The 21,892-nt window shown below is 60.8% G+C and carries 21 protein-coding genes and 1 tRNA gene; 7 read left to right on the top strand and 15 right to left on the bottom strand.

The window, feature by feature from the left end:
• Positions 1 to 27: 27 nt before the first annotated feature.
• On the top strand, positions 28 to 321 hold the full coding sequence (locus VMH34_01335) for a hypothetical protein (GenBank protein HTT07425.1): 294 nt from the start codon (positions 28 to 30) through the stop codon (positions 319 to 321).
• Between the two features lie 92 nt (positions 322 to 413).
• Here VMH34_01335 and VMH34_01340 read toward each other — a convergent pair whose 3' ends face one another.
• The 3 genes from VMH34_01340 to VMH34_01350 form a co-directional block, all read right to left on the bottom strand.
• Positions 414 to 797, bottom strand: a complete 384-nt coding sequence (locus VMH34_01340; GenBank protein HTT07426.1) for a hypothetical protein — start codon at positions 795 to 797, stop codon at positions 414 to 416.
• A gap of 89 nt (positions 798 to 886) precedes the next feature.
• Positions 887 to 1,642, bottom strand: a complete 756-nt coding sequence (locus VMH34_01345) for an anti-sigma factor (protein ID HTT07427.1) — start codon at positions 1,640 to 1,642, stop codon at positions 887 to 889.
• The gene (locus VMH34_01350) at positions 1,639 to 2,169 is read right to left on the bottom strand and encodes a sigma-70 family RNA polymerase sigma factor (protein HTT07428.1); all 531 of its coding nucleotides are present in this window, start codon (positions 2,167 to 2,169) and stop codon (positions 1,639 to 1,641) included. The genes VMH34_01345 and VMH34_01350 overlap by 4 nt, the downstream gene beginning before the upstream one ends.
• 98 nt (positions 2,170 to 2,267) lie before the next feature.
• Here VMH34_01350 and VMH34_01355 point away from each other — a divergent pair, with 98 nt between their 5' ends.
• Positions 2,268 to 3,275 carry a metallophosphoesterase gene (locus VMH34_01355; GenBank protein ID HTT07429.1) on the top strand — a complete coding sequence of 336 codons (1,008 nt, stop codon included), beginning with the start codon at positions 2,268 to 2,270 and terminating at the stop codon, positions 3,273 to 3,275.
• 177 nt (positions 3,276 to 3,452) lie between these two features.
• The gene (locus VMH34_01360) at positions 3,453 to 3,722 is read left to right on the top strand and encodes a cupredoxin family copper-binding protein (GenBank protein ID HTT07430.1); all 270 of its coding nucleotides are present in this window, start codon (positions 3,453 to 3,455) and stop codon (positions 3,720 to 3,722) included.
• A gap of 7 nt (positions 3,723 to 3,729) precedes the next feature.
• Here VMH34_01360 and VMH34_01365 read toward each other — a convergent pair.
• From VMH34_01365 to argH, 7 genes are all read right to left on the bottom strand, one after another.
• A tRNA-Phe gene (locus tag VMH34_01365) sits at positions 3,730 to 3,805 on the bottom strand.
• Between the two features lie 118 nt (positions 3,806 to 3,923).
• Entirely contained in the window at positions 3,924 to 4,196 is a 273-nt protein-coding gene (locus VMH34_01370) for an oxidative damage protection protein (protein ID HTT07431.1), read from the bottom strand.
• 22 nt (positions 4,197 to 4,218) lie between these two features.
• Positions 4,219 to 5,262, bottom strand: a complete 1,044-nt coding sequence (gene mutY / locus VMH34_01375; GenBank protein HTT07432.1) for an A/G-specific adenine glycosylase — start codon at positions 5,260 to 5,262, stop codon at positions 4,219 to 4,221.
• A complete protein-coding gene (locus tag VMH34_01380) occupies positions 5,252 to 5,809 on the bottom strand; it encodes a hypothetical protein (protein HTT07433.1) in 558 nt (185 codons plus the stop codon). Before VMH34_01380 ends, mutY begins: the two co-directional genes overlap by 11 nt.
• Positions 5,810 to 8,527: an AsmA family protein gene (locus tag VMH34_01385; protein ID HTT07434.1), complete on the bottom strand. Its 2,718-nt coding sequence runs from the start codon at positions 8,525 to 8,527 to the stop codon at positions 5,810 to 5,812.
• A gap of 25 nt (positions 8,528 to 8,552) precedes the next feature.
• Positions 8,553 to 8,930 carry a nucleotide pyrophosphohydrolase gene (locus VMH34_01390; GenBank protein ID HTT07435.1) on the bottom strand — a complete coding sequence of 126 codons (378 nt, stop codon included), beginning with the start codon at positions 8,928 to 8,930 and terminating at the stop codon, positions 8,553 to 8,555.
• A 23-nt stretch (positions 8,931 to 8,953) separates the two neighbouring features.
• Complete coding sequence (argH, locus tag VMH34_01395; protein HTT07436.1) at positions 8,954 to 10,354, bottom strand: argininosuccinate lyase; 1,401 nt, start codon at positions 10,352 to 10,354, stop codon at positions 8,954 to 8,956.
• A 277-nt stretch (positions 10,355 to 10,631) separates the two neighbouring features.
• Between argH and VMH34_01400 the strand changes: the two genes are divergently transcribed.
• Positions 10,632 to 11,681 carry a sensor histidine kinase gene (locus VMH34_01400; GenBank protein HTT07437.1) on the top strand — a complete coding sequence of 350 codons (1,050 nt, stop codon included), beginning with the start codon at positions 10,632 to 10,634 and terminating at the stop codon, positions 11,679 to 11,681.
• Positions 11,678 to 12,415 carry a LytTR family DNA-binding domain-containing protein gene (locus tag VMH34_01405; protein HTT07438.1) on the top strand — a complete coding sequence of 246 codons (738 nt, stop codon included), beginning with the start codon at positions 11,678 to 11,680 and terminating at the stop codon, positions 12,413 to 12,415. The genes VMH34_01400 and VMH34_01405 overlap by 4 nt, the downstream gene beginning before the upstream one ends.
• Before the next feature lie 19 nt (positions 12,416 to 12,434).
• Here the strand turns inward: VMH34_01405 and clpB are convergent, their stop codons facing one another.
• Entirely contained in the window at positions 12,435 to 15,044 is a 2,610-nt protein-coding gene (gene clpB / locus VMH34_01410) for an ATP-dependent chaperone ClpB (protein HTT07439.1), read from the bottom strand.
• A gap of 116 nt (positions 15,045 to 15,160) precedes the next feature.
• Between clpB and VMH34_01415 the strand changes: the two genes are divergently transcribed.
• Complete coding sequence (locus tag VMH34_01415) at positions 15,161 to 16,705, top strand: hypothetical protein (GenBank protein ID HTT07440.1); 1,545 nt, start codon at positions 15,161 to 15,163, stop codon at positions 16,703 to 16,705.
• A 39-nt stretch (positions 16,706 to 16,744) separates the two neighbouring features.
• On the opposite strand, the gene VMH34_01420 is transcribed toward VMH34_01415, so the two are convergent.
• The 3 genes from VMH34_01420 to rluD are packed head-to-tail and all read right to left on the bottom strand — an operon-like array spanning position 16,745 to position 19,236.
• On the bottom strand, positions 16,745 to 17,524 hold the full coding sequence (locus VMH34_01420; protein ID HTT07441.1) for a ZIP family metal transporter: 780 nt from the start codon (positions 17,522 to 17,524) through the stop codon (positions 16,745 to 16,747).
• Positions 17,525 to 17,564: 40 nt separating this feature from the next.
• Positions 17,565 to 18,323 (bottom strand): peptidoglycan editing factor PgeF, encoded by a 759-nt coding sequence (gene pgeF / locus VMH34_01425; protein HTT07442.1) that lies wholly within the window; start codon positions 18,321 to 18,323, stop codon positions 17,565 to 17,567.
• Positions 18,324 to 18,333: 10 nt separating this feature from the next.
• Positions 18,334 to 19,236 (bottom strand): 23S rRNA pseudouridine(1911/1915/1917) synthase RluD, encoded by a 903-nt coding sequence (rluD, locus tag VMH34_01430; protein HTT07443.1) that lies wholly within the window; start codon positions 19,234 to 19,236, stop codon positions 18,334 to 18,336.
• Between the two features lie 105 nt (positions 19,237 to 19,341).
• On the opposite strand from rluD, the gene VMH34_01435 reads away from it, so the two are divergent.
• Positions 19,342 to 20,136: an outer membrane protein assembly factor BamD gene (locus VMH34_01435; GenBank protein ID HTT07444.1), complete on the top strand. Its 795-nt coding sequence runs from the start codon at positions 19,342 to 19,344 to the stop codon at positions 20,134 to 20,136.
• Positions 20,137 to 20,173: 37 nt separating this feature from the next.
• Here VMH34_01435 and VMH34_01440 read toward each other — a convergent pair whose 3' ends face one another.
• Positions 20,174 to 21,853 carry an NAD+ synthase gene (locus VMH34_01440; protein ID HTT07445.1) on the bottom strand — a complete coding sequence of 560 codons (1,680 nt, stop codon included), beginning with the start codon at positions 21,851 to 21,853 and terminating at the stop codon, positions 20,174 to 20,176.
• Positions 21,854 to 21,892 lie beyond the last annotated feature (39 nt).

Here is a 21,892-nt window from a genome sequence, read left to right on the forward strand (position 1 = left end):
TAACCATAGGTCAACAGGAGAACTGATATGAAAAAAAGAAATTTCGTGCTGATGGCGATACTATGCGGCGCAGTTCCTTTTACGGCTGCACAAGATGTTCTTGTTCATCAAGACATCAATCGCAGCGTGATCAATGTAGAACCTTACTTAAGTCCGGGTGGGGGAAATTGGGGTGATTCAGGTTACAGACCCGATGAATCCTCCAAGTTGCAGCAAAGTGGCAACAATAACCCGCTGCTTGACTATTCTCCTACCGAGTCATACACCGGCAGTAGCGACGACTCGCCAATGGCGAAAATGTACGAACGCGATGGTAGGTAGTGGTAGGTTTGGGGTCCTTGGGGACATTTATTAAGATTTAAGTTTCTCATTCCCCTGCATCAACCCCGTGCGGCGGACTGCCACTAACCACCCTATTGAGGAGGCTGAGGCGCCACGGGTTGCCAGGGTGCGTCGCAACTGGAGACGTATGGAAAATAAGCCTTGGATGTCGGACAGTAGTACCAATAGCCTTGTTGCTGAACGTAGACAGGCGGCGCTTCCTGCATGTAGGACGCCGGCGGGTAGTCATAATATGGGTAAGGTCCCCAGAAGAAGGGGCTGCCGATGACTGCGCCGAAGAAGAAGCGATCGTGGAAATGGTGAAAGTGATGGAAATTGTGGAACCCTCCATGTCCGTGGAAATTGCCGCCATGCCAGGAAGAACCGCCATGCCAGGAACCCCGGGCCTCCGCTTCGGTACTCATGCCGCCAACCAGCATGGCCAGGACAATACATGCGAGATTTGATTTCATCATGGCCGTGTCCTCCATTCAGGTTCAAAATACCATGATGATGGAATATTCATCCCGGGAGACTTAACACCGCCTTAATGCACTTGGGCCATTCATAATTCCTGCCGCAGGAGTCCGGCAAGGATCAGAAGCTCCTCCTCGTTCAGGTTGGAGACCATCCAGTAATTCATTCCCTGTTGCGACCAATGGATCACGTTGTAACCGTCCCTGTTCATACTCTTCTGCGGTTCAGCGGCGGCATTGCCGGCGGGCCATAGGAAGACATTGATATAATGTTGCCGGCGATGGTAAACCAGCGCGGCGACCGGTCGATCCGCCAGATAATCCAGCCGTCCGCCCACGAGCGGGAAACCCTGTTCCGCGAAATCGCGAACCATGGGCGAGAAATCGATCTTGCCGTCGAACCATGGTTTCACCGTATGCTGATCCGAGGACTGCACATCGGTGAGATGATCGACCATCAAGGACCGCACATGGTCAGCGACTACTTCGCGTGCAAGAGCGTCACCATCGCCCGCGTAGCGGAAGTACGGAATACCCGCCCACATGACGCCGATGATGAGCAGGAGCATGGCCGCTGTCGCGATTGCCGAACGCCACGGCCTCCGGCTGTTCATCGCCCGCGAAATTTGCTTGAGTCTTGAGCGGATCCGCTGACGCAGCGTATCGCTGGCGCGAAAGTAAAGTTTTGAGGCGGCGAGCTGCGCGCGCAGCTTCTGCCAGTCCTGCACGCTGCGCCGGCACGCATCGCAGCCTTCGAGATGCCGCTCCAAGTCGAGACACCGCGCCGGATCGAGTTCGTTGTCCATGTAGGCATGAACGAGCGGTTGCAGTTCGTCGCAGGTCACAGGTGTGCCCCCATCTCTGTAGTAGCAAGCCGTAGTCTCAAGTGCTCCCGCGCCCGCGCCAGTCGGGACATCACCGTGCCGATGGGGACGTTAACGGTATCGGCGATCTCCCGGTACGAGCAGCCCTCGAATTCGCGCAGCACCAGCACCTCGCGAAATTCGAGTGGCAGCTCCTCGATGGCGTTGCGCAGCACCAACGCAGTCTCATGTCGCTGCGCCATTTCCTCCGGCCCCGCCTCATAGGACGCAATTTCGAGGGCCTCCCCGTTCATGGGTTCGTGCAGTTCGTTCCCACGATTTTTTTCCAGCCGCGTGTAGAACGTGCTGCGCACGATCGTAAGCAGCCATTGCCGTCCACGTTCGCCGCGGAAGCTCTCGAAGTAGCGGAAGGCCCGCAGCATCGCCTCCTGGACGAGGTCCTCGGCATCATGGTCGTTGCGCGTCAGCCACCGCGCCAGATTATGGGCGGCGTCGAGGCAGGGCATGATCGTTCGCTCGAAGCGCGCAAGTTTGTCAGGAATATCCAATCACCGGTTTCCTCGGTTTAGCCTCCATCGTAATACAGACCATCGGCGGTGGATATTTATTCCCGGGAATAAATTGGTGGATATTGCGGTCAGGCACCATGAAGCCCGGGGATCGCCCGGTCATCCTGGAGAAAGAAATGACCATGTCCAATCAAGATCGTAACAGGAACGGCGGCAACGGCCGCCGGCAGTTTCTCAAATGCATGGCCTGGGCAGGCACCGGTGTGGTGTGGGCGATGCGCGGTGGCGTGCTGCGCGCCGAAACGCTGGACGCAGCTGCCGGCTCGAATTTCGACAAATCCGCAGCCGATAACGCGACCTTCAGTTTCGTGCAGATCAGCGATTCGCACATCGGTTTCAACAAGGCGCCGAATCCTGATGTCATCGGCACACTGAAGGGCGCGATCGCCCAGATCAACGCACTGGCCGAGCGTCCCGCCTTCGTGCTGCACACCGGCGATCTCACCCACCTCGCGCACCCGGAGTCGTTCGATATCGTGAGTCAGATCACCCAGGATATAAAAACCGGTCGAATTTTCTTCATCCCCGGCGAACATGACGTGCTGGGCGATGACGGCAAGGAGTATTTCAGCCGATTCGGCAAAGGCAATTCCGGCAATGGCTGGTACAGTTTCGATTACCGCGGCGTGCATTTCATCGGCCTCATCAATGTCCTCAATCTGAAGCCGGGCGGCATGGGTTCGCTCGGCCAGGAGCAGATCGAATGGCTGGAGAAAGACCTTGCGGGCCGTTCAAACAGCACGCCCATCGTGGTGTTTGCCCACATGCCCTTGTGGAATGTCTATGAACCGTGGGGCTGGGGCACCGGGGACAGCGCACAGGCGCTTTCCCATCTGCGCCGTTTCGGTTCGGTGACGGTATTGAACGGACATATCCATCAGATCCAGCAGAAAGTGGAAGGCAACATCACCTTCTACACGGCACGCTCCACCGGTTTTCCGCAGCCGGCGCCGGGTGCGGCCCCGGCACCAGGTCCGCTTCAAAACGTCCAGCCCAGTCGATTGCACAGCCTGCTTGGAATTCGTGACGTCCGGGCAGTACGCGTCGGCGGGCCGCTTGCGGTCACAGACAATGTACTGACTTGAGGTATCGGTAATCGTAATTCCTAAACTTATGACGAGGGATCTTCAACGATGAAATCAGTTCGCAGTGTTATTAATAGCCGTCTCCCGTGGGTGCAACTGGTCTTCGCAGCGAGTATCGCGGGCGCAGTGGCGGCCCCAGCCCATGACAGCGTGTCCCCGCCAACCGTCGCGCAAGAAATGAAATCCGATCAAAAGACCGGCAAGGAAATCGGCATCGACAATTTCAGCTTCAAGCCCAACGAATTGATCGTGCGGGCCGGCACCAGGGTCACGTGGATCAACCACGATGATACGCCGCACATCGTAGTGAGCGTCGACAAGCGCTTCAAGTCATCGCCGGCGCTCGACACGGGCGATCAATATTCCTACGTCTTCGACAAAGCGGGCAGCTACGAATACTTCTGTTCCCTGCATCCCAAGATGGTCGGGCGAATCATCGTCAACTGAAGGGAAATGGTGGCCAGGGGCAGAATCGAACTGCCGACACGCGGATTTTCAGTCCGCTGCTCTACCAACTGAGCTACCTGGCCATGGGGAGGTAAAAAGAGCGGCTATTAAAGCGATGAGCGCGCGAACCGTCAAGCTGTAAGTGAGGGAATCCGTTCATGCTTCGATAGCTGAGCACAAGCGGTGCTTTTGAGATGAGCCCTACTGTGATGGAGGAACGTAGCCTTCCGGTTTGGTGGAACCAGTGCCGAAGAAGAATTTCTCCATTTCTTCCTCCAGAAATTTACGCGCCTTGGGTTCGTAGGGCGTCAGCCGGTATTCGTTTATAAGCGTGGTCTGGTGGCCGAGCCACTGCTTCCAAGCCTCCTGCGACACGTTCTCAAAGATGCGTTGGCCAAGCGGGCCAGGATAGGGCGGCATCTTCAGCCCCTCCGCCTTTCGTCCAAGCTTGACGCAATTCACCATCCGGGTCACAGGCATATCCTCTCAAGTAATGTCACAATGCCGCGAGCAACCGCTTGATCGGCGCCGCAACACCCACCGGCAATTCATCGTTGTTGTTATACCAAATACCCCCACGCGTTGTCATCGCTCGGGAGCGTCGCGTCACCCGCCGGCATTCGGCATGAATGTCGAGATGGAAATGCGTGAAGCGGTGGCGGAAGGGCGGCAACGTGCCCTCCGGCGCGGTCTCCACGCCCAGGTGTTTCCGGCACCAGCGGATCTCGTTTTCCGGTCCGGCGATCTCCGGGAAACTCCACAGCCCGCCCCAGATGCCGACTGCCGGGCGGCGTTGCAGCCACACCCGGTTTTGCGCATCGCGCAGGATCAGGAAGCGCGCGCTTTTGACGGGCGGACTGCGTTTCGGCCGCGGCGCGGGGTATGCCTCCGGGTTGCCGGCGAGATAAGCGCGGCAGTCCGCGCGCAGCGGACAACGGGGACAATCGGGTCGTCGGCGGGTGCAGACGGTGGCGCCCAAGTCCATGATGGCCTGGGTGTAGTCGGCGATATTGCGTCTGGGCAGATGCCTTTCCGCCAGACGCCACAGTTTTTGTTCGATTTTGCTGTCTCCCGGAAAACCTCGAACCGCGTGATGGCGGGTCAGCACGCGCTTGACGTTGCCGTCGAGTATGGGATGACGCAGGCCGTGGGCCAGCGCCAGGATCGCGCCCGCCGTGGAGCGGCCGATGCCGGGCAAACCGCGCAACGTTTCCAGATCGCGCGGCCAGCGGCCGCCTTGTTCCTGGGCGATGAACTGTGCGCAGCGATGCAGGTGACGCGCACGGGCGTAATAGCCGAGCCCCGCCCACAGCTTCAATACCTCGTCGAGCGGCGCCATCGCCAGCATGTGAATGTCGGGAAGCCGCTTCACGAAGCGCTGGTAGTAGGGAATGACGGTGGCCACCTGCGTCTGCTGGAGCATGATCTCCGAGAGCCAGACGCGGTAGGGATCCCCGGTGTGCTGCCAGGGCAGATCGTGACGGCCGTGGTGGTGATGCCAGCGCAGCAGGCGCGCGGCGAACGAACGATCATGGGCCATGACCGGACAGGGCCTCCAGATGATCCATGGCTGCCAGCGATTCATCCATCATGAGTTTCTTCATGATGCTGGTGCCGATGATCGGGGGGATGAAGAAGGCCGGGGTCTTGATGGATTCAAAGTAAACGCGGGTCTGGTTCCCGGGCAGGGGCTCGAAATGCCAGCGGGTGACGCCGGCGCGGAAGTCGCTCTCCGCCGGCACGATGACGTTTTCCAGATCGCCGTTGACGAGTTCCGTCGCTTCCTCCACCAGCACCGCCTTGAAGCAGATCATGGCGATGCAGCGCTGCGCAGTCATGCGGGTTTTGTGGTGATGCGCGTCGTGGGTGACGAGCAGCGTGCTTTCAGTCAGCACGTCGTTCAGCCGGGTCAGATGGTTGTAGTCGGTCAACAGCCGCCGCAGCTCTGCCGGCGACGCGTTGAGCGCCGCGTCGATCTCCACCGTGTATTCACCGTCATGCTCGTAAATCGTGGAAAAGCGCACTTCTTTGGCGGTGGCCGCGACAAGCGGCAGCCATAGCAGTAGAACGGCCGGCAGCACCCGCATTTAGAATTTCAAAAGTTTTTTAAGACTTTTCTGAATGTCACCGCCGCCAGATGTGCCACTGCCCGTCGTGTCCTTGCTGCCGGAGGTGGAGCTGTCTGGTGTCAGGCCGGGGATCGGAACGGGCAACACCTTGCCCAGTTGTTTCTTGACCTCCTTCTCGGCGCGCGCCTTGACGATGCCGGCGAAGTCGGGCGCGAAACTGGGATCGCTGAACGTGCCACTGACCTTCATCGGCACGGTGAGACCCGACAGATCGGTCAGTTCCTTGCCGCCCTGGCCTTCGGCGGTTGCCACCACATTCACGTTCAGAAGGTAATCGATCGTCTCGTTCACCAGATTGGCGCTGCCCTTGCCATCCACTCGCAGGAGCGGAGATTTTGCGGCGAGGTCGTTATTCTGCACCACGCCGTTGACGATCTTGTAGGTGCCGGTGAGTTCGCTGAAATCGGTCTCCTCGTTCGGATCGGTGTGGCCGATGAAACCGGTCTGCGCCTTGCGCAGGAATTTACCAATGTTGAAGCCCTTGACGGCGCCATTCTGGAACGAGAAGTCGCCCTGGCCGTTCAGGTTCTGTTTGATGGCGTTGGCGTCGGCGCCGTGGGAGGAGGCCTGCAGCGAGAAATTACCCTTGCCGCGCAGCTTGGATTTGCCATTGAGATCCTTGAGCAGCGGTTCGGCGGAGATCCCCTTCAGCGCATGTTCCAGATTCAGCGTCGGCTCCTTGCCCCTGGCGTCGATCAACACCTTGCCCTGGTAGGTGCCTTCATAAAGACCGGCGGTGACTGGGTTCATGGCGATATCGCCATCGCGCGCATTGATGCTGATTTTGACGTTGCTGAGTTTGAGATTGCGGATCACGAGCTGACCGATGCTGGCATCGCCCTTGAGTTTAAGTTTCCGCAGCATATCGATCGGCAGCGGCGTGGGCGCGGCCGCCGCCGCTGCGCTGCTTGTCCCGCCGGCCGCCGGCTTGGCTGGCTGGTTTTCCGGCGGGCGCGGCGGCAGATAGCGATCGGCGTTGATATTGTCGACGACGAGATTGAAACCCAGGCCGGGACTATTGAAGTCATTCACCGAGACATTGCCGTCGATGTGACTGCCGTCCAGCAGCAGCTTCATGCCGCTCAAGCTCAGGTCCTGCTTGGAACCGGTGAAGGCGGTGTCGACCGCCACCTGCGTGAGGGCCTTCGGATCCGCCATCGCCGGCAGGGTGACGTTGAGATTCTGCAACAGCTGCCGCAGGTCGAACGCGGCCACGCTGAGTGCGCCATTGTATTTCGGCGCCTTCTTGATATCGCTGGCATCCACTTTGCCCTTGGCGCTCAGGCCCAGGCCCTGCACGCTGAGATCGCTCATGTTGAGCGTTTCCTTCTCCATGTCCACGTCCGCGCGCGTGTCGATCTTGATGTCGTTGGCGCCTTTCGGCAGCTGGCCGCCGGAGGCCGTCGCTGACAACGTAACCGGTTCCAGTTTGAAATGCTGGGCGGTGCCGCTGATGGCGGCCGCGGCGTTGAGATTTTTGATATCAACCGCGGGTGCAGGCTGGCCGTAGGTCTTGAGCAGCGCCGTCACGTCGGCGCTCTGTACCGTGAACTGACCGTTGACCGATGACTTGTCCTTGTCCTGGATGTTTTTCGCCTGCAGTCCGCCCTTCATCTCCGTCCCGATTGTAGAGACCGTCAAATCGGACAGCTGGATGCTGCCGGCCTTCATGTCGGCGTCAAGCACGGTGCTGATCTTGAGCGGCGCCGTGCCCGCGGGCGCGGGCTTGCCCGTCAGCACGCTGACCAGTCCCGGGCCGTTCTTGCTGTCGACGGACAATTTGCCGTTCACGGCCGGCGTGTCGGACCGTATGTTTTTGGCGCTGACGTTGCCGTGGATCTGGGTGTTGAGCGCGGTGAGCGCCAGATCAGGCAGTTCCGCCGTGCCATTCTTCATGTCCAGATCGAGCGAGGTCGTGAGATTGAGATCGGAGGCGCCGCCGGGAACGGCCCTGCCCTTGAGCTTGCCGGTCACCACCAGCGGCTTGATTTGATACTGCTGCGCGTCCGGCTTGACCGCAATCTTGCCTTCAATTTTGAGATCGCCCGCCAGGTTCTTCTGCGGCGCGTCGAAACTGCCGGAGATCGAAAATGGAATCGGCTCGGTGAGTGACAGCTCGCCGGTTTTCAGGTTCACATCCTTGATCGCGTATTTCTGGCCCTTCTGCTGGTCATCCCAGGAAAGGGCGGCGTTTTCCACATCCACGCCACTCAGGACCAGCGCCGAGATTTTCGGACCGCCGGCCTGTGGCTGGGCGGGGGCGCTCTTGGCGGCCATCAGATCGTCGAAATTGGTCTGGCCTTCCTTGTTCCTGGCGAGATTGACCTGCGCCCTGTCGATGACCACCGTGTCCAGCAACACGGCCTGTTTAAGGATCAACGGCAGCAATTGCAGACGCACGGCCACCTTCTCCGCGCTGAACATGGGTTGATCCCCGAATCCTTGGGCGTTACCCAGCGCGATCCTTCCCGAACTGGCGCCAAGCCAGGGATAGAAAGTCAACTGAAGATCGCCTTCCAGCGTGAGCTTGCGCCCAGTGACTTTCTCCACCTGGGTGGCAATCTCGCCCTTGTAGTCGTTGGGGTTGAAATAGCGCGGCAGCAGCACCACCGTCGCCACCGCCGCCACCACGAGAATCAGGATCAGGAAAAAAATGAATTTGAATAATGTCTTCATGTGCGTTGTCTCCAACTCCTGAAGATCAAGTCTTGTATTCGCCAGCGCGGCGGGCATCTCCGCGCACCCGCCCGGACGGATAACGCTGCTCGTTCAGCGCCATTTTACTCTCGACCGCCTGCATCAGTTCCACGCCCAGCTTGTCCGCGAGGCGCACGAGGTATATCAGCACATCCGCCAGCTCCTGGCTGACGGCGTCCAACTTTTCCACCGGCAGGTGACGGCTTTGCTCGGGTGTCAGCCATTGGAAGTGTTCGACCAGTTCCGCCGCCTCGGCAATCAAGGCCATCGCCAGGTTCTTGGGCGTGTGGAATTGGTCCCAGTCGCGCGCGGCGGCGAAGTCGGCGACTTTTTGCCGCAGCGTTTCCAACTGACCCGGGCCATCCCCTTGCATTTGTCCCATGCTCGCCATCTGGGTTCAGGATTTCAAGCCGGCGGTTTGAGCAGGCGCTCACGCATGCGGGCAACCGCCGCGCGCACCTGCGCGGGCGCCGTGCCGCCGATGTGGTCGCGCGCGGCCACCGAATTCTCCAGCTTGAGGACCGCAAGCGCATCCTCCCCAATCCGCGGACTCATCCGCTGTAATTCCTCGAGGCTGAGTTCACTCAAGTCCCTGCCCAGATCAATGGCCTGCCGCACCGCCTGGCCGACGATGGCGTGGGCATCGCGGAAGGCCACGCCCTTGCGCACCAGATAGTCGGCCAGGTCGGTCGCCGTGGTGTAGCCGGCGAGGGCCGCCTTTTTCATGGCCTCGCGTTTCGCCTTGACGTGCGGAACCATCGCAGCATACACGTCCAGGCACTGATGCAGCGTGTCCAGCGTGTCGAACAGCGGCTCCTTGTCCTCCTGATTGTCGCGGTTGTAGGCCAGCGGCTGCGCCTTCATCAACGTCAGCAGGGCCATGAGGTGACCGTAGACGCGGCCGGTCTTGCCGCGCACCAGCTCGGGGACGTCGGGATTTTTTTTCTGCGGCATGATCGAAGAGCCGGTGCAGTAGGCATCGCCGATGTCGATGAAACCGAATTGCGCCGAGGACCACAGGATCAATTCCTCGGAGAACCGCGACAGGTGCATCATGATGAGTGCGGCGGCGGCGGCGAATTCGATGGCGAAGTCGCGGTCGCTGACCGCATCGATGGAATTCTCCGCCACGGCGTCGAAGCCGAGCAGCTGGGCGGTGTAGTGCCGGTCGATGGGAAAGGTGGTGCCGGCCAGCGCCGCGCTGCCCAACGGCAGCACGTTGACCCGCCGCCGTGCGTCGTGCAGACGCGAGCGATCGCGCATGAGCATCTCGCACCACGCCAGCAGGTGGTGGCCCAGCGTGACGGGCTGCGCCGGTTGCAGATGCGTGAAACCGGGCATGATGGAGTCCGCCTCCTGCTCCGCGAGCGGCAGCAGGGCGGCCGTGAGCTGATGGAGTTTGCCGATTAGCGCGTCGATCTCATCGCGCAGATACAGCCGCAGATCGGTCGCCACCTGATCGTTGCGTGAACGGCCGGTGTGCAGTTTCTTGCCGACCTCGCCGATGCGATCAATCAGCCGCGCCTCGATGTTCATGTGCACGTCCTCGAGTTCATCGACCCAGGCGAACTCGCCCCGCTCGATGTCAATCTGGATGTTCTCCAGCCCCTCGACGATCTTCTGGCTTTCCTCCGGCGTCAGCACGCCGGTGTGCGCCAGCATGCGCGCGTGGGCGATGGAGCCGCGGATGTCACAGGCGTACAGGCGGGAGTCGAAACGCACGGAGGCGCTGAACCGTTCGACCAGATGGTCGGTCGCCTCGACAAAGCGGCCGCCCCAGAGTTTGTCTTCGGGCATCTGCGACATGGCGCATCAATCTGCTGACCTTAGGGCGGCCCAGTATAACAGGCCGATTAAGTAGCCCTGAATAAGTCCATCCTGGACTTTTCAGGGCACGGAAAGCAAAAAACGCGGTTTTTGCGTTCCTTCATTTTCAATAACCTGCGGCTGTTGAAAATGGCGGCACATGCTTGTACCGCAGGAATCTTTAATTATTGCAGAGATTCCTTAAGTCCGCCGCGCGGAAGCATACGGATTATGACAGTATTATAGTGATCAAGGCGATGGGGGACCGGGAAAATTCATGAACGATAACGGCTCGAGGCGGGCATTGTTTCTCCCGGATTTCTGCGCCGTCCGCAGCGTTTTTTTGGTGGTGGTGGCGGGGGAATTACTGGCGTTCATCCTGACGCTTGCCGATGCCACGAGTATCCACGAACGCTGGGACGATCTGGGACGGGTGTCCCTGTTCGTGCAGTGGGTGGCGTTGTCGTGCGCCGGCGTGCTGTGTTTGGCGCGCCGCTGGCTATCACGGTTTTCCGACGTTGCCGCAGCCCTGCTCGCCTATGGGGCCATGGTGGCGGTCACCTACGTCCTGGCCGAGCTGGCCTGGCGGATCAACAGTTACGCCGCTCAAGCCATCATCTATTCCACGCACGTGGAATTCCTGCAGCGATCGCTCGGGATCAGTGCCATCATCTGCGCCGTCACGCTGCGCTATCTCTACATCCAGCACCATTGGCAGCGGCAGGTGCAGGCGGAGTCGCAGGCGCGCTTCCAGGCCTTGCAGGCGCGCATCCGCCCGCATTTCCTGTTCAACTGCATGAATGCCATCGCCAGCCTGACGCGCAGCCGGCCGGAGGCGGCGGAGAAGGTGGTGGAGGACCTGGCCGACCTGCTGCGCGCGAGCCTCGGCGAGGCGAGCCAGCAGGTGCCGCTGACGGAGGAACTGCAACTCTGCCGGCAGTATCTGGACATCGAAAAGCTGCGATTGGGAGATCGCCTCCAGGTCGAGTGGCGCATCGATTCGCTGCCCGTGGACGCCGGCCTGCCGGCGCTGACGTTGCAACCGCTGATCGAGAATGCCATCTATCACGGTGTTGAGCCACTGGCCGGCGGTGGCGCCATACGCATCGAAGGCAGGTGTAAAGGCGAGGCCCTGACCATCGCCATAGAAAACCCGCTGGCCGGCGATGGACAACCGTCACGTTACGAAGGCAACCGGCTGGCGCAGGACAACGTGCGCCAGCGTCTGGCGGCGGTGTTTGGGCCGGCGGGCCGGCTGGTGGTGGAGAACACCCCCCAGGCTTATCGTGTCACCGTTTTCTTTCCTTACCGGCGGCAGGGCGCATGAAGGTCCTGATCGCCGATGATGAACCGCTGGCCCGTGAACGCCTGCGCGCGCTGCTCGCGGAAGTAGGGGGCGTGGAGGTCGCAGGCGAAGCCGCCAACGGTCTGGAGGTCATCGAGCGGGTCAACGATGCGTGTCCTGACATCGTACTGATGGACATACGCATGCCGGCCCTGGACGGACTTGAGGCGGCGCGGCATCTCGCCGGCCTGCCGGTGCGTCCCCCGGCGGTGATCTTCACGACTGCCTGCGGCGATCATGCGCTTGCGGCTTTCGAGGCCAACGCCGTCGACTATCTGCTCAAGCCCATCCGCCGTGAACGGCTCGCCTTGGCATTGGAGCGTGCGCAAACGCTCAATCGCGGACGGATGTCGGCGCTCGCCGCCGGCCGCCGGCGCACGCATCTCGGCACCGTGGTGAAAGGCAGGCTGCAGTTGATTCCCATGGAGGATGTCGTCTATTTGCAGGCCGATCAGAAATACGTGACCGTGGCCTGCAAGGATGGAAGAGACGTGCTGATCGATGAGTCGCTCAAGTCGCTGGAATCGGAATTCTCCGATCTCTTTCTGCGCATACACCGCAACACGCTTGTGGCGATCGCGTATGTGGCGGGCCTGGAAAAGGAGGGGGAGAATGAGACGGTCATGAGGATGCGGCACCGTACTGAACGCCTGCCCGTCAGCCGCCGTCATCTGGGCGAGGCGCGGGCGCGGCTGCGTCATCCCGGCAAACTCTGAATAAAGACGGTCCCGCCGCTCAGGGTTTCCGTCGTTCGGCTGCTTTCGCGGGCCCTGCCTTTGTGAGGGACAGGCTTTCACCCCGAACATCCACCATGATCGTATCGCCCGGCGTGAACTCGCCGGCGAGCAGCTTGGCAGCGACCGGCGTCTCCAGATTCTTTTGTATGGCTCGCTTGAGCGGACGGGCGCCATAGACGGGATCAAAACCCGCTTCGCCCAGCTTGTCGAGCGCAGCCTCACTTACGCGCAGTTCGATGTTCTGGTCCTTGAGTCGCGCGCGCAGGCGGTCGATCTGCAGATCGGCGATGGCCCGGATCTGGGATTTCTCCAGAGAGTGGAACACCACCACCTCGTCGACACGGTTGATGAACTCCGGGCGGAAATTGCGGCTGACGATCTCCATCACCGCCTCCTTCATTTCGGCATAGCTTTCGCGTCCGGTCATCTCCTGGATGAGCTGTGAGCCCAAATTGGAGGTCATGACGATCACAGTGTTGCGGAAGTCGACAGTGCGACCCTGGCCATCGGTCAGGCGACCGTCGTCCAGCACCTGCAGCAGCACGTTGAACACGTCCGGGTGCGCCTTTTCGATCTCGTCGAGCAGGATCACGGAGTAGGGGCGGCGGCGCACCGCCTCGGTAAGATAGCCGCCTTCTTCATAACCGACGTATCCCGGCGGCGCCCCGATCATGCGGGCGACGGCGTGCTTCTCCATGAACTCGGACATGTCGATCCGCACCATCGCCTCCTCGGTATCGAATAGGAAGGCGGCCAGCGCTTTGCACAGCTCCGTTTTGCCGACACCTGTTGGCCCCAGGAACAGGAACGAGCCGTTGGGGCGGTTGGGATCGGAGAGACCGGCGCGGGCGCGGCGCACGGCGTCGGCGACGGCGCCGACGGCCTCGTCCTGCCCGATGACGCGCGCATGCAGCGCCGCCTCCATGCGCAGCAGCTTGTCGCGTTCGCCCTCGAGCATCTTGGAAACGGGAATGCCGGTCCACTTGGAGACCACCTCGGCAATCTCCTCTTCCGTCACCTTGTTGCGCAGCAGGCGGGTTTCCTTGCCCTCCGTCTGCGTGGCGGCGGCCAGCTGCTTCTCCAATTCGGGGATCACGCCGTAGCGCAACTCGGACATGCGCGCGAGATCACTGTTGCGCCGCGCAGTCTCGAAATCGATCCGGGCGCGTTCCAGTTTTTCCTTGATCGTGTGCGCACCGGCAAGCGAGGCCTTTTCCGCCTTCCAGACCTCCTCGAGATCGGAGTATTCACGCTCGGCGCGCGCGATCTCCTCCTCCAGCGCCGCGAGCCGCTTTCTGGAGGCCGCATCGTGTTCCTTTTTCAATGCCTCGCGCTCAATCTTCAATTGAATGAGCCGCCGATCAAGGCGATCCATCTCCTCCGGCTTGGAATCGATCTCCATGCGAATGCGCGAGGCGGCCTCATCCACCAAATCGATGGCCTTGTCGGGCAGCTGCCGATCAGTGATGTAGCGGTGCGACAGCGTGGCGGCGGCCACGATGGCCGGATCGGTGATGTCCACACCGTGATGCACCTCGTACTTTTCCTTCAGGCCGCGCAGTATGGCGATGGTGTCCTCTACGGTGGGCTCGTCGACCAGAATTTTCTGGAAGCGGCGTTCCAGCGCCGCATCCTTCTCCACGTATTTGCGGTATTCATCAAGCGTGGTGGCGCCAATGCAATGCAACTCGCCGCGCGCCAGCGCGGGCTTCAGCATGTTGCCGGCGTCCATGGCACCCTCGGCCTTGCCGGCGCCGACCATGGTGTGCAGCTCGTCGATGAACAGGATGATCTGGCCTTCCTGTTTCGCCAGGTCCTTCAACACGGCCTTGAGACGCTCCTCGAATTCGCCCCGGTACTTGGCACCGGCGATGAGCGCGCCCATGTCCAGCGCCAGCACGCGCCGGTCTTTCAGACCCTCCGGCACCTCGCCGTTGACGATGCGCTGGGCCAGCCCTTCCACGATGGCGGTCTTGCCCACGCCGGGCTCACCGATGAGCACGGGGTTGTTCTTGGTGCGTCGTTGCAGTACCTGGATGGTGCGGCGGATCTCATCATCGCGGCCGATGACCGGATCGAGTTTCCCTGATCTGGCGCGCTCCGTGAGATCAATGGTGTATTTCGCCAGCGCCTGACGTTGTTCCTCGGCGCCAGGATCCGTCACCTGTTCGCCGCCGCGCATCCGGTCAATGGCGGCTGTCAGCCGGTCCGCGCGCACGCCGGACTTGCGCAGCAGGTCGCCCGTCTGGCCCTTGTTCTCGGCGGCGGCCAGCAGGAACATTTCGCTGGAGAGATAATGATCCTTGCGTTTCTGTGCATGCTTGTCGGTCAGATTGAGCAGCCGGACAAGTTCGTTGGAAGGATGCACCTCGCCGCCCGCGCCCTCGACGCGGGGCAGGCGATCCAGCGCCTCCTGCACCTGCGTGCGCAAGGCTTTGACGTCGGCGCCGGTCTGCATCAACAGCGGCCGCGTGGAGCCGCCTTCCTGATCCAGCAGCGCCATCAGGACGTGCAGCGGCTCCAGGAACTGGTGATCGCGGCCCACCGCCAGACTCTGGGCGTCCGCCAGCGCCGTCTGAAATTGCGTGGTCATCTTGTCTGCGCGCATGTCCCCGCTCCGTTTGAATACCTTTTACATGGGGTCGGTTTTCATGGAATCAAGTCATGTTGTCTGGCATATTTGCATGGATGGCTGGCCGCAAAAAGGCATCATAAAGGCCTCGCATGAGTGACGTCAGGCCATTAACCCCGTTTCCTGTCATTCTGTCGGTTTCGGTCGCGGTGCTGTGTATAGCATATACGTGGCAGGGGGAGGCCGTGGGTCTGGTTGGAGATGACGCGATCTATCTCCTCATGGCGGATTACTTTTCCCCTTATGACAGCGCCGCCCGTGCCGGGGCGGCTTTTATCATGAAATTCAGCGGGTTTCCCCCCCTCTATCCTGCGCTGCTGGCGGTCGCCGGCGCGGGAAGTAGACATATACTTCTGGCGCATTGGATCACGGCCCTCTGCATCATTTTCTCGGCGGCCCTGTACTGGTACTGGCTGGTCAAGGAGGGGGTGGGCCGCCATTTCGCACTGCTCATGAGCGGTTTGTTTTTGTCCCTCCCAGGCACAATGATCCTCGCGCTGGATTTATGGAGCGAGCACCTCTATCTGGCCCTTACCCTGCTCAATCTGTTGCTCGCGCGTCATGCCGGAAAAACAGGAAGGGGATGGTTGGGCGTGGCGGTGACCGCCGGTTTGGTGCCGCTTACCCGATCGGCAGGCCTGACTTTTCTCGTTGCCACGTGGGCCTTTTTCATCATTCACAAGGCGCCCGACCGCTGGCGGTTAATCGCCGCCAGTGTAGTGCCGATGTTCGCATGGACGCTGATCTCGCTGCCGTTCAAATCCTATGTGTCTTACAAGGGGATATTCGGGAATTTTTTTTCGGTCCTGACTTTCAGCGATCTATTGCCGGTGATGGAGTTTCAAATGCGCAATCTCTGGCAGGGATGGCATAAGAGCTTTGATTTTCAGGCTCACAACTACAGCGTCATTGCCCCGGCATTGCTGCTTTTCGCGGTTCCGGTGGGGTGGTGGGGCCGGCTAAAAGAGGCCCGTTTGGATGCGTTGTATCTGCCGCCCTATTTGGTTTTGATCGCCCTGTGGCCGTCGCTGAATCAAATGACGCGGTTTCTGTATGTGATCATGCCCTTCCTGCTTTATTACGGGTTTGCGGGTTTTGGCATGATGATGAAGAAGTACACCACACCCGGTGTCGTCCGAATGTTACGGATGTTGTTTCTGGCGCTGATCGTTTTCTCCTGCGCGCCTTCCACCGTGCAAATCCTGTCTCGAAGGATGAATCCTCCGGCAGCGGGTCTTGCGGCCTATGCAGGGACCGCGACATGGGTCGAATCCATGGGCCCGCTGGAGGGTGATATGGACTTGAGCATCCTGAAACATTTCGCAACTGTTTTCCGTGAGGAGGCAAAATATGTGGAACCGGACCAATGTGTACTGACGGCATACCCGGAACGATTCATGTTTTATGCCCGCCGCCTGGCGTTTCCGCTGCCAACACTGGGTGTCAATCAGGAGGAATTTGATCGGGGCATGTCGCGGTGCAGGTACGTCCAGATTTTCTGGCTGAATACCCATCCTTATTATCCGCCCGCCTATCCTTTGAACAGACTTAAACAACAAGGGAAGCTTGTATTTGTTTCCAAAATGTCTAATGACTCGAATGCTCCCCCCGTGACCGGGCTGTTGCGACTGCGCTGAGAATGGGTGTGGCAACCGTCGCGACGCTGGCAGCGGTCATCAATGCAGGACGGCCTCGGCGACGGCAATCGTGGTGATGCCGAGGCCGATGAGCAGCACCTGCAACACGGATTCGCGCGGTGCGGTGCTCTCGTGCAGGCCGGGGATCAGATCCGCCACGGCGATGTAGATGAAGCTCGCCACGGCGATGGCGATCAGGTAGGGTAGCGCCGCGCTGGATTGGGACAGGCTGGCCCAGGCCAGCACGCCGCCGAGAATAGTGGTCAGGCTGGCAATCATGTTCCATGCGAAGGCTTGGGTGCGTGAGAACCCGCTGTTCAACAGTACGGCGAAACTCCCCAGTTCCTGCGGAATCTCATGCGCTGCCACCGCCAGGCTGGTGACGACGCCGAGTTTGATGTCAGTCAGGAAAATGGCGCCGATGATTACTCCATCGACGAAGTTGTGGATACCATCGCCCAGTACGATGAGCATGCCGGCGGCGCGCTCACGGGCTGCGGACAGATTCGCAGCATGGGTCTCGCAGTGCATGTGGTGGCAGTGGCGCCAGATCACAAGTTTTTCCAGGATGAAAAAAAGCAGCAGGCCGGCAAGTATCGCCGCCGCGAGCGCATGCCGGCTGATATCGCTCCGTTCCATGGCGTGGGGCAGCAGGCCCGTGAAGGCGGCGCTGAGCAGGGCGCCGGTCGCGAAACTGACGAGATGCGGCAGCACCGCCTCGCGGCGTGCTTGCGGCAGCAGCAGGAATACGGCCGCCGCCAGCACGCTCAATACTCCGCCCAGGAGGCAAAACAAAACGATCCAGATGAGCAGTGACATGGGTGTACGTTATTTTTCAGCCGCTATCGTAGCAGGCACGTCAAGTAGACGCAGGATTGATCCAGATCAGACTGGCCATGCGCCCGGTTTCGCCATCGCGGCGGAAAGAGAAAAACCGGTCATGTTCCGCATAAGTGCAGCATGTTCCACCATAGATCCGTTTGACACCGCCTTGATTCAGGAGGACGCGGGCGATGGCGTATAAATCCGCGCGGTAATGGCCGACCCGCGACGCCGAAAACGCCGCCGCCACCTCGGCACCGTAACCCGCAAACGCTTGCCTCACCTCTCCCCCCACTTCGTAATGGCGGGCGCTGATGGCGGGCCCGAGCCAGGCCAGGAGTTGATGTCGTGGCGAATGGAACCGCTTCAACCCCTGTTCGATGATGCCGGCGGCCAGCCCCCGCCAGCCGCAATGCAGCGCCGCAATCTCATTACCTTCTTCACTGCACAATAAAAGCGGGAGGCAGTCCGCGGTCAGTACCGCGCAGACGACGCTTGGCTTATCAGCATAGGCGCCATCGGCGTCGCGATCTTGATCCTTCCACGCGTCGATCACCGTTGTGCCATGATGCTGGTTGAGCCAGATCGGTTCATGCGCAAGTCGCAGCGACGCATGCAGCTTGAGGCGATTGCGAAGCACATTATCGATGCAGTCGCCCACATGCGCCGCCAGATTGAAGCCGGCATAGGGCACCACGCTGTAGCCGCCCGCGCGCAGCGTGGTCAGCGCGCGCACTGATGACACCGCCGGCCAGTTGGCCGTAATGCAGATGGACGGTGACAAAGCCGTGTTCATGCGGTTCATTTTATTTCGATGGGTGAGCGCGGAGTGACCGCAGCAACTCTCGCATGTCAGGGGGTGGCGGGGACTCCCACACCATGTGCCGGTCGTTCGCCGGGTGTCGCAGGGCCAGACGTACGGCGTGCAACGCCTGGCGTTTGAAACCACACAATGCGTCGATGAGATCGGCGTTCGCGCCCTTGGGGAAGCGCGGGCGGCCACCGTAGGTGGGATCGCCGACCAGAGGATGGCCGATGTGCGCCAGGTGCACGCGAATTTGATGGGTGCGTCCGGTCTCGAGTTTCAGGCGCAGGTGAGTGTGGGCGGCAAAGCGACGCAGCACGCGGTAATGCGTCACCGCCTCCCGGCCGCCGCTGACGACGGCCATGTGCGTGCGGCGCCGGCGATGCCGGCCGAGCGGTTGATCAATGGTGCCGCCCGCAGTGAGCACGCCCTGCACGACGGCCTCGTACTCGCGGGTGACCCGTCGCTTTTGCAATTGCCCGACCAGACTGGTGTGCGCGCGCGGCGAGCGCGCCACCACCAGCAGGCCGGAGGTATCCTTGTCCAGCCGGTGGACAATGCCGGCGCGGGGCAATTGCTTGAGTTCGGGGGCATGGTGGAGCAGGGCATTGGCCAGCGTGCCCGAGGGATTGCCGGCGCCCGGATGGACCACCAGTCCCGCGGGTTTGTCGATGACGATGATATCCTCGTCCTCGTAGACGATGGGCAGTGTGAATGCCTGCGCGTCCCAATCAGACTTCACCCGTGGTTCGACGCGCAAATGGACGCGGTCGCCGGCGCGTACGCGATCGCGCGGACGTGCCGGCGCGCCGTTCAACGATACGGCGCCGGCCTCGACGTGTTCCTTGAGCATCGTGCGTGAGAATTCGGGAAACATCAGCGCCAGAGCCTTGTCCAACCGCATACCCCCCAGCGCCGGGGGAATTCGCGTGGGCGGGGTGTTTGAATGCGTTGCCGTGGACTTGGGGCTCGCCATACAATGCGAGATGTTTATTGACGGAGTCTTAAAGTGCAAGTGCCACTGAAAATTCTCTCGCCGTTCGCCTTGCTGTTCGCCGTCCTGTTGCTGACGGCCTGCTCCATGTTTGGCGGCGAGAAAAAGGACGAGACGGAGGGCTGGAGCGAAGACCGGCTGTACAACGAGGCCAAGGGTCTGCTCGATTCCGGACAATACAAATCGGCGGCTGAGGATTACGAGAAATTGCAGACGCGTTATCCCTTCGGCCCGCACTCGCAGCAGGCCCAACTGGACATGGCCTATGCCTACTTCAAGGAGGATGAGTACGCTTCCGCCGTGGCGGCCTGCGATCGGTTCCTCAAACTATATCCCGGCAGCCCGGCGGTCGATTATGCCCATTATCTCAAAGGCCTGGCCAACTACAACCAGAACAAGGGGCTGCTCGAGCGTTTCCTGCCAACCGACACCGCCCAGCGGGATCAAGGCGCGGCGGTGGATTCCTTCAACGATTTCTCCGAATTACTGAAGAAATACCCGGACAGCAAATATTCCGAGGACGCACGCCAGCGCATGGTACACCTGCGCGACCTGCTGGCAAGACAGGAGGTCAACATCGCCAACTACTACATGCGCCGCGGAGCATACGTCGCCGCTGCCAACCGGGCCCGCTACGTGGTGGAGAATTACCAGCAGACCACCTCCATGCCGGAAGCATTGACCATCATGGCCAAGGCCTACAAGGTGTTGCAGATGGATGATCTCTCCAACGATGCCCTGCGGGTGCTGGAATTGAACTTCCCCAATCATCCGGGCATCGAGGAAGTGCGCAACACTGTCGTCAGATAGCCGGCTGCCTAAAATCATTACGGAACCCGCCGCTTCCTTATAACGTTTTTTTGCAGCCTGGCGCTTCGCCTTCTTTGGGAAATTGCCGGGTGATCTCGCTGTAGGCGGAGGTGATGGGATAGCGGCGGTCGCGCCCGAAGGCGCGGCGCGAAATGCGCACGCCGGGCGCCGCCTGGCGGCGCTTGTATTCGTTGCGATCCACCATGCGGGTCACTTTTCTCACCATCTCGGCGTCGAAGCCGGCGGCGATGATTTGTTCCGGTGTTTCATCGTTTTCGATATAGCGCTCGAGGATGGGATCGAGCACGGCATACGGTGGCAGGCTGTCTTCGTCCTTTTGATTGGCGCGCAATTCCGCCGTCGGCGGCCGCTCGAAGACGCGCCGGGGAATGACCGCACCCAGGCCGTTGCGATAGGCGGCCAGCTTGTACACCAGTGTTTTCGGCACGTCCTTGAGCGGCGCAAAACCGCCGGCCATGTCGCCGTAGAGGGTGGCGTAACCCACCGCCATCTCGCTCTTGTTTCCGGTGGTGAGTACGAGCCTGCCGGTCTTGTTGGACAGCGCCATCAGCAGCACGCCCCGGCAGCGGGCCTGGATGTTTTCCTCCGTCGCATCCGCCGGCATGGCGGCGAAGACCGGCGCCAGTGTCTCGGTGAAGGCGGTGAATGCCTGCTCGATGGACAGGAGATGGTATTTGATCTTCAGCGCCTCGGCTTCGGCGCGTGCGTCTTCGTTGCTCATGGCGGCCGTGTAACGCGATGGCATCATCACGGCCTCGACCTGATCCGCGCCCAGGGCGTCCACGGCGATGGCCAGTGTCAGCGCCGAATCGATGCCGCCCGACAATCCCAGCACCGCGCCCTTGAAGCCGTTTTTGCGCGCATAATCGCGCACACCCAATATCAGCGCCTGATAAATGCTCTCCTCCGGTTCAAGGTGCGGGTGCCGCTCGCCACGCAGATCGATTTTGCCGCCGTTGGCTGAAAGTTCCACAACGTGCAGGCACTCGCGAAAGTCCGGCGCCCGGCTCACGACCGTGCCCACCGCATCAACCACTGTGGAGGCGCCATCGAAGACCAGTTCATCCTGGCCGCCGATCAAATTGAGATATACCACCGGCATGCCGCCCTCGCGTGCCGCGTCGCGGAGGATGGCCTCGCGGGTGTGCGCCTTGCCGATATGGTAGGGCGAGGCATTGATGTTCAGCATCAGGCGGGCGCCAGCGGCGCGCGCCTGCGCCACGGTGCCCGGCCGCCAGATGTCCTCGCAGATGCTGAGCGCGCAGGGCAGCCCCTTGAAATCGAACACCGCTGCATTGCGACCGGGACTGAAATAACGCTTTTCATCGAACACGCTGTAATTGGGCAGATGCTGCTTGCGGTAGCGCGCGAGCACCCGTCCGTCGCGCAACGCGGTGCAGCCGTTGTAGATGTCCGCGCCATCTTTTTCCGGATAGCCGACGACCAGTGTGATGCCCTTGACCTCGCGCTGAATGAGCGCCATGGCTGCCGCCACCTGCTGATGCAGGCCCGGGCGCAGCAACAGGTCCTCCGGAGGATAGCTGGTCAGCGCGAGTTCGGGGAACAGGACGAGATCCGCCTTCAGTTCATCGCGCGCGATTCTGGCGCTGTCCATGACGCGGCGTGTATTGCCGCTGATGTCACCGACAACCAGGTTCAACTGGGCGAGTACGATGCGTAGCAATCCGGCGGTCATGATGTTATTTTACAAGATAGCCGCCGCCGCGCGGGGGAG

It is taken from the genome of Gammaproteobacteria bacterium (genome assembly GCA_035501935.1).
Classification (GTDB): domain Bacteria; phylum Pseudomonadota; class Gammaproteobacteria; order JAJPIJ01; family JAJPIJ01; genus JAJPIJ01.

Excerpts from the sequence above, each read along its gene's own strand:
- VMH34_01335 (HTT07425.1), top strand. The coding sequence starts at position 28 with ATGAAAAAAAGAAATTTCGTGCTGATGGCGATACTATGCGGCGCAGTT.
- VMH34_01340 (HTT07426.1), bottom strand. The coding sequence starts at position 797 with ATGATGAAATCAAATCTCGCATGTATTGTCCTGGCCATGCTGGTTGGC.
- VMH34_01355 (HTT07429.1), top strand. The coding sequence starts at position 2,268 with ATGAAGCCCGGGGATCGCCCGGTCATCCTGGAGAAAGAAATGACCATG.
- VMH34_01360 (HTT07430.1), top strand. The coding sequence starts at position 3,453 with ATGAAATCCGATCAAAAGACCGGCAAGGAAATCGGCATCGACAATTTC.
- mutY (HTT07432.1), bottom strand. The coding sequence starts at position 5,262 with ATGGCCCATGATCGTTCGTTCGCCGCGCGCCTGCTGCGCTGGCATCAC.
- VMH34_01380 (HTT07433.1), bottom strand. The coding sequence starts at position 5,809 with ATGCGGGTGCTGCCGGCCGTTCTACTGCTATGGCTGCCGCTTGTCGCG.
- VMH34_01385 (HTT07434.1), bottom strand. The coding sequence starts at position 8,527 with ATGAAGACATTATTCAAATTCATTTTTTTCCTGATCCTGATTCTCGTG.
- VMH34_01390 (HTT07435.1), bottom strand. The coding sequence starts at position 8,930 with ATGGGACAAATGCAAGGGGATGGCCCGGGTCAGTTGGAAACGCTGCGG.
- argH (HTT07436.1), bottom strand. The coding sequence starts at position 10,354 with ATGTCGCAGATGCCCGAAGACAAACTCTGGGGCGGCCGCTTTGTCGAG.
- VMH34_01400 (HTT07437.1), top strand. The coding sequence starts at position 10,632 with ATGAACGATAACGGCTCGAGGCGGGCATTGTTTCTCCCGGATTTCTGC.
- VMH34_01405 (HTT07438.1), top strand. The coding sequence starts at position 11,678 with ATGAAGGTCCTGATCGCCGATGATGAACCGCTGGCCCGTGAACGCCTG.
- clpB (HTT07439.1), bottom strand. The coding sequence starts at position 15,044 with ATGCGCGCAGACAAGATGACCACGCAATTTCAGACGGCGCTGGCGGAC.
- VMH34_01415 (HTT07440.1), top strand. The coding sequence starts at position 15,161 with ATGAGTGACGTCAGGCCATTAACCCCGTTTCCTGTCATTCTGTCGGTT.
- VMH34_01420 (HTT07441.1), bottom strand. The coding sequence starts at position 17,524 with ATGTCACTGCTCATCTGGATCGTTTTGTTTTGCCTCCTGGGCGGAGTA.
- pgeF (HTT07442.1), bottom strand. The coding sequence starts at position 18,323 with ATGAACACGGCTTTGTCACCGTCCATCTGCATTACGGCCAACTGGCCG.
- rluD (HTT07443.1), bottom strand. The coding sequence starts at position 19,236 with ATGCGGTTGGACAAGGCTCTGGCGCTGATGTTTCCCGAATTCTCACGC.
- VMH34_01440 (HTT07445.1), bottom strand. The coding sequence starts at position 21,853 with ATGACCGCCGGATTGCTACGCATCGTACTCGCCCAGTTGAACCTGGTT.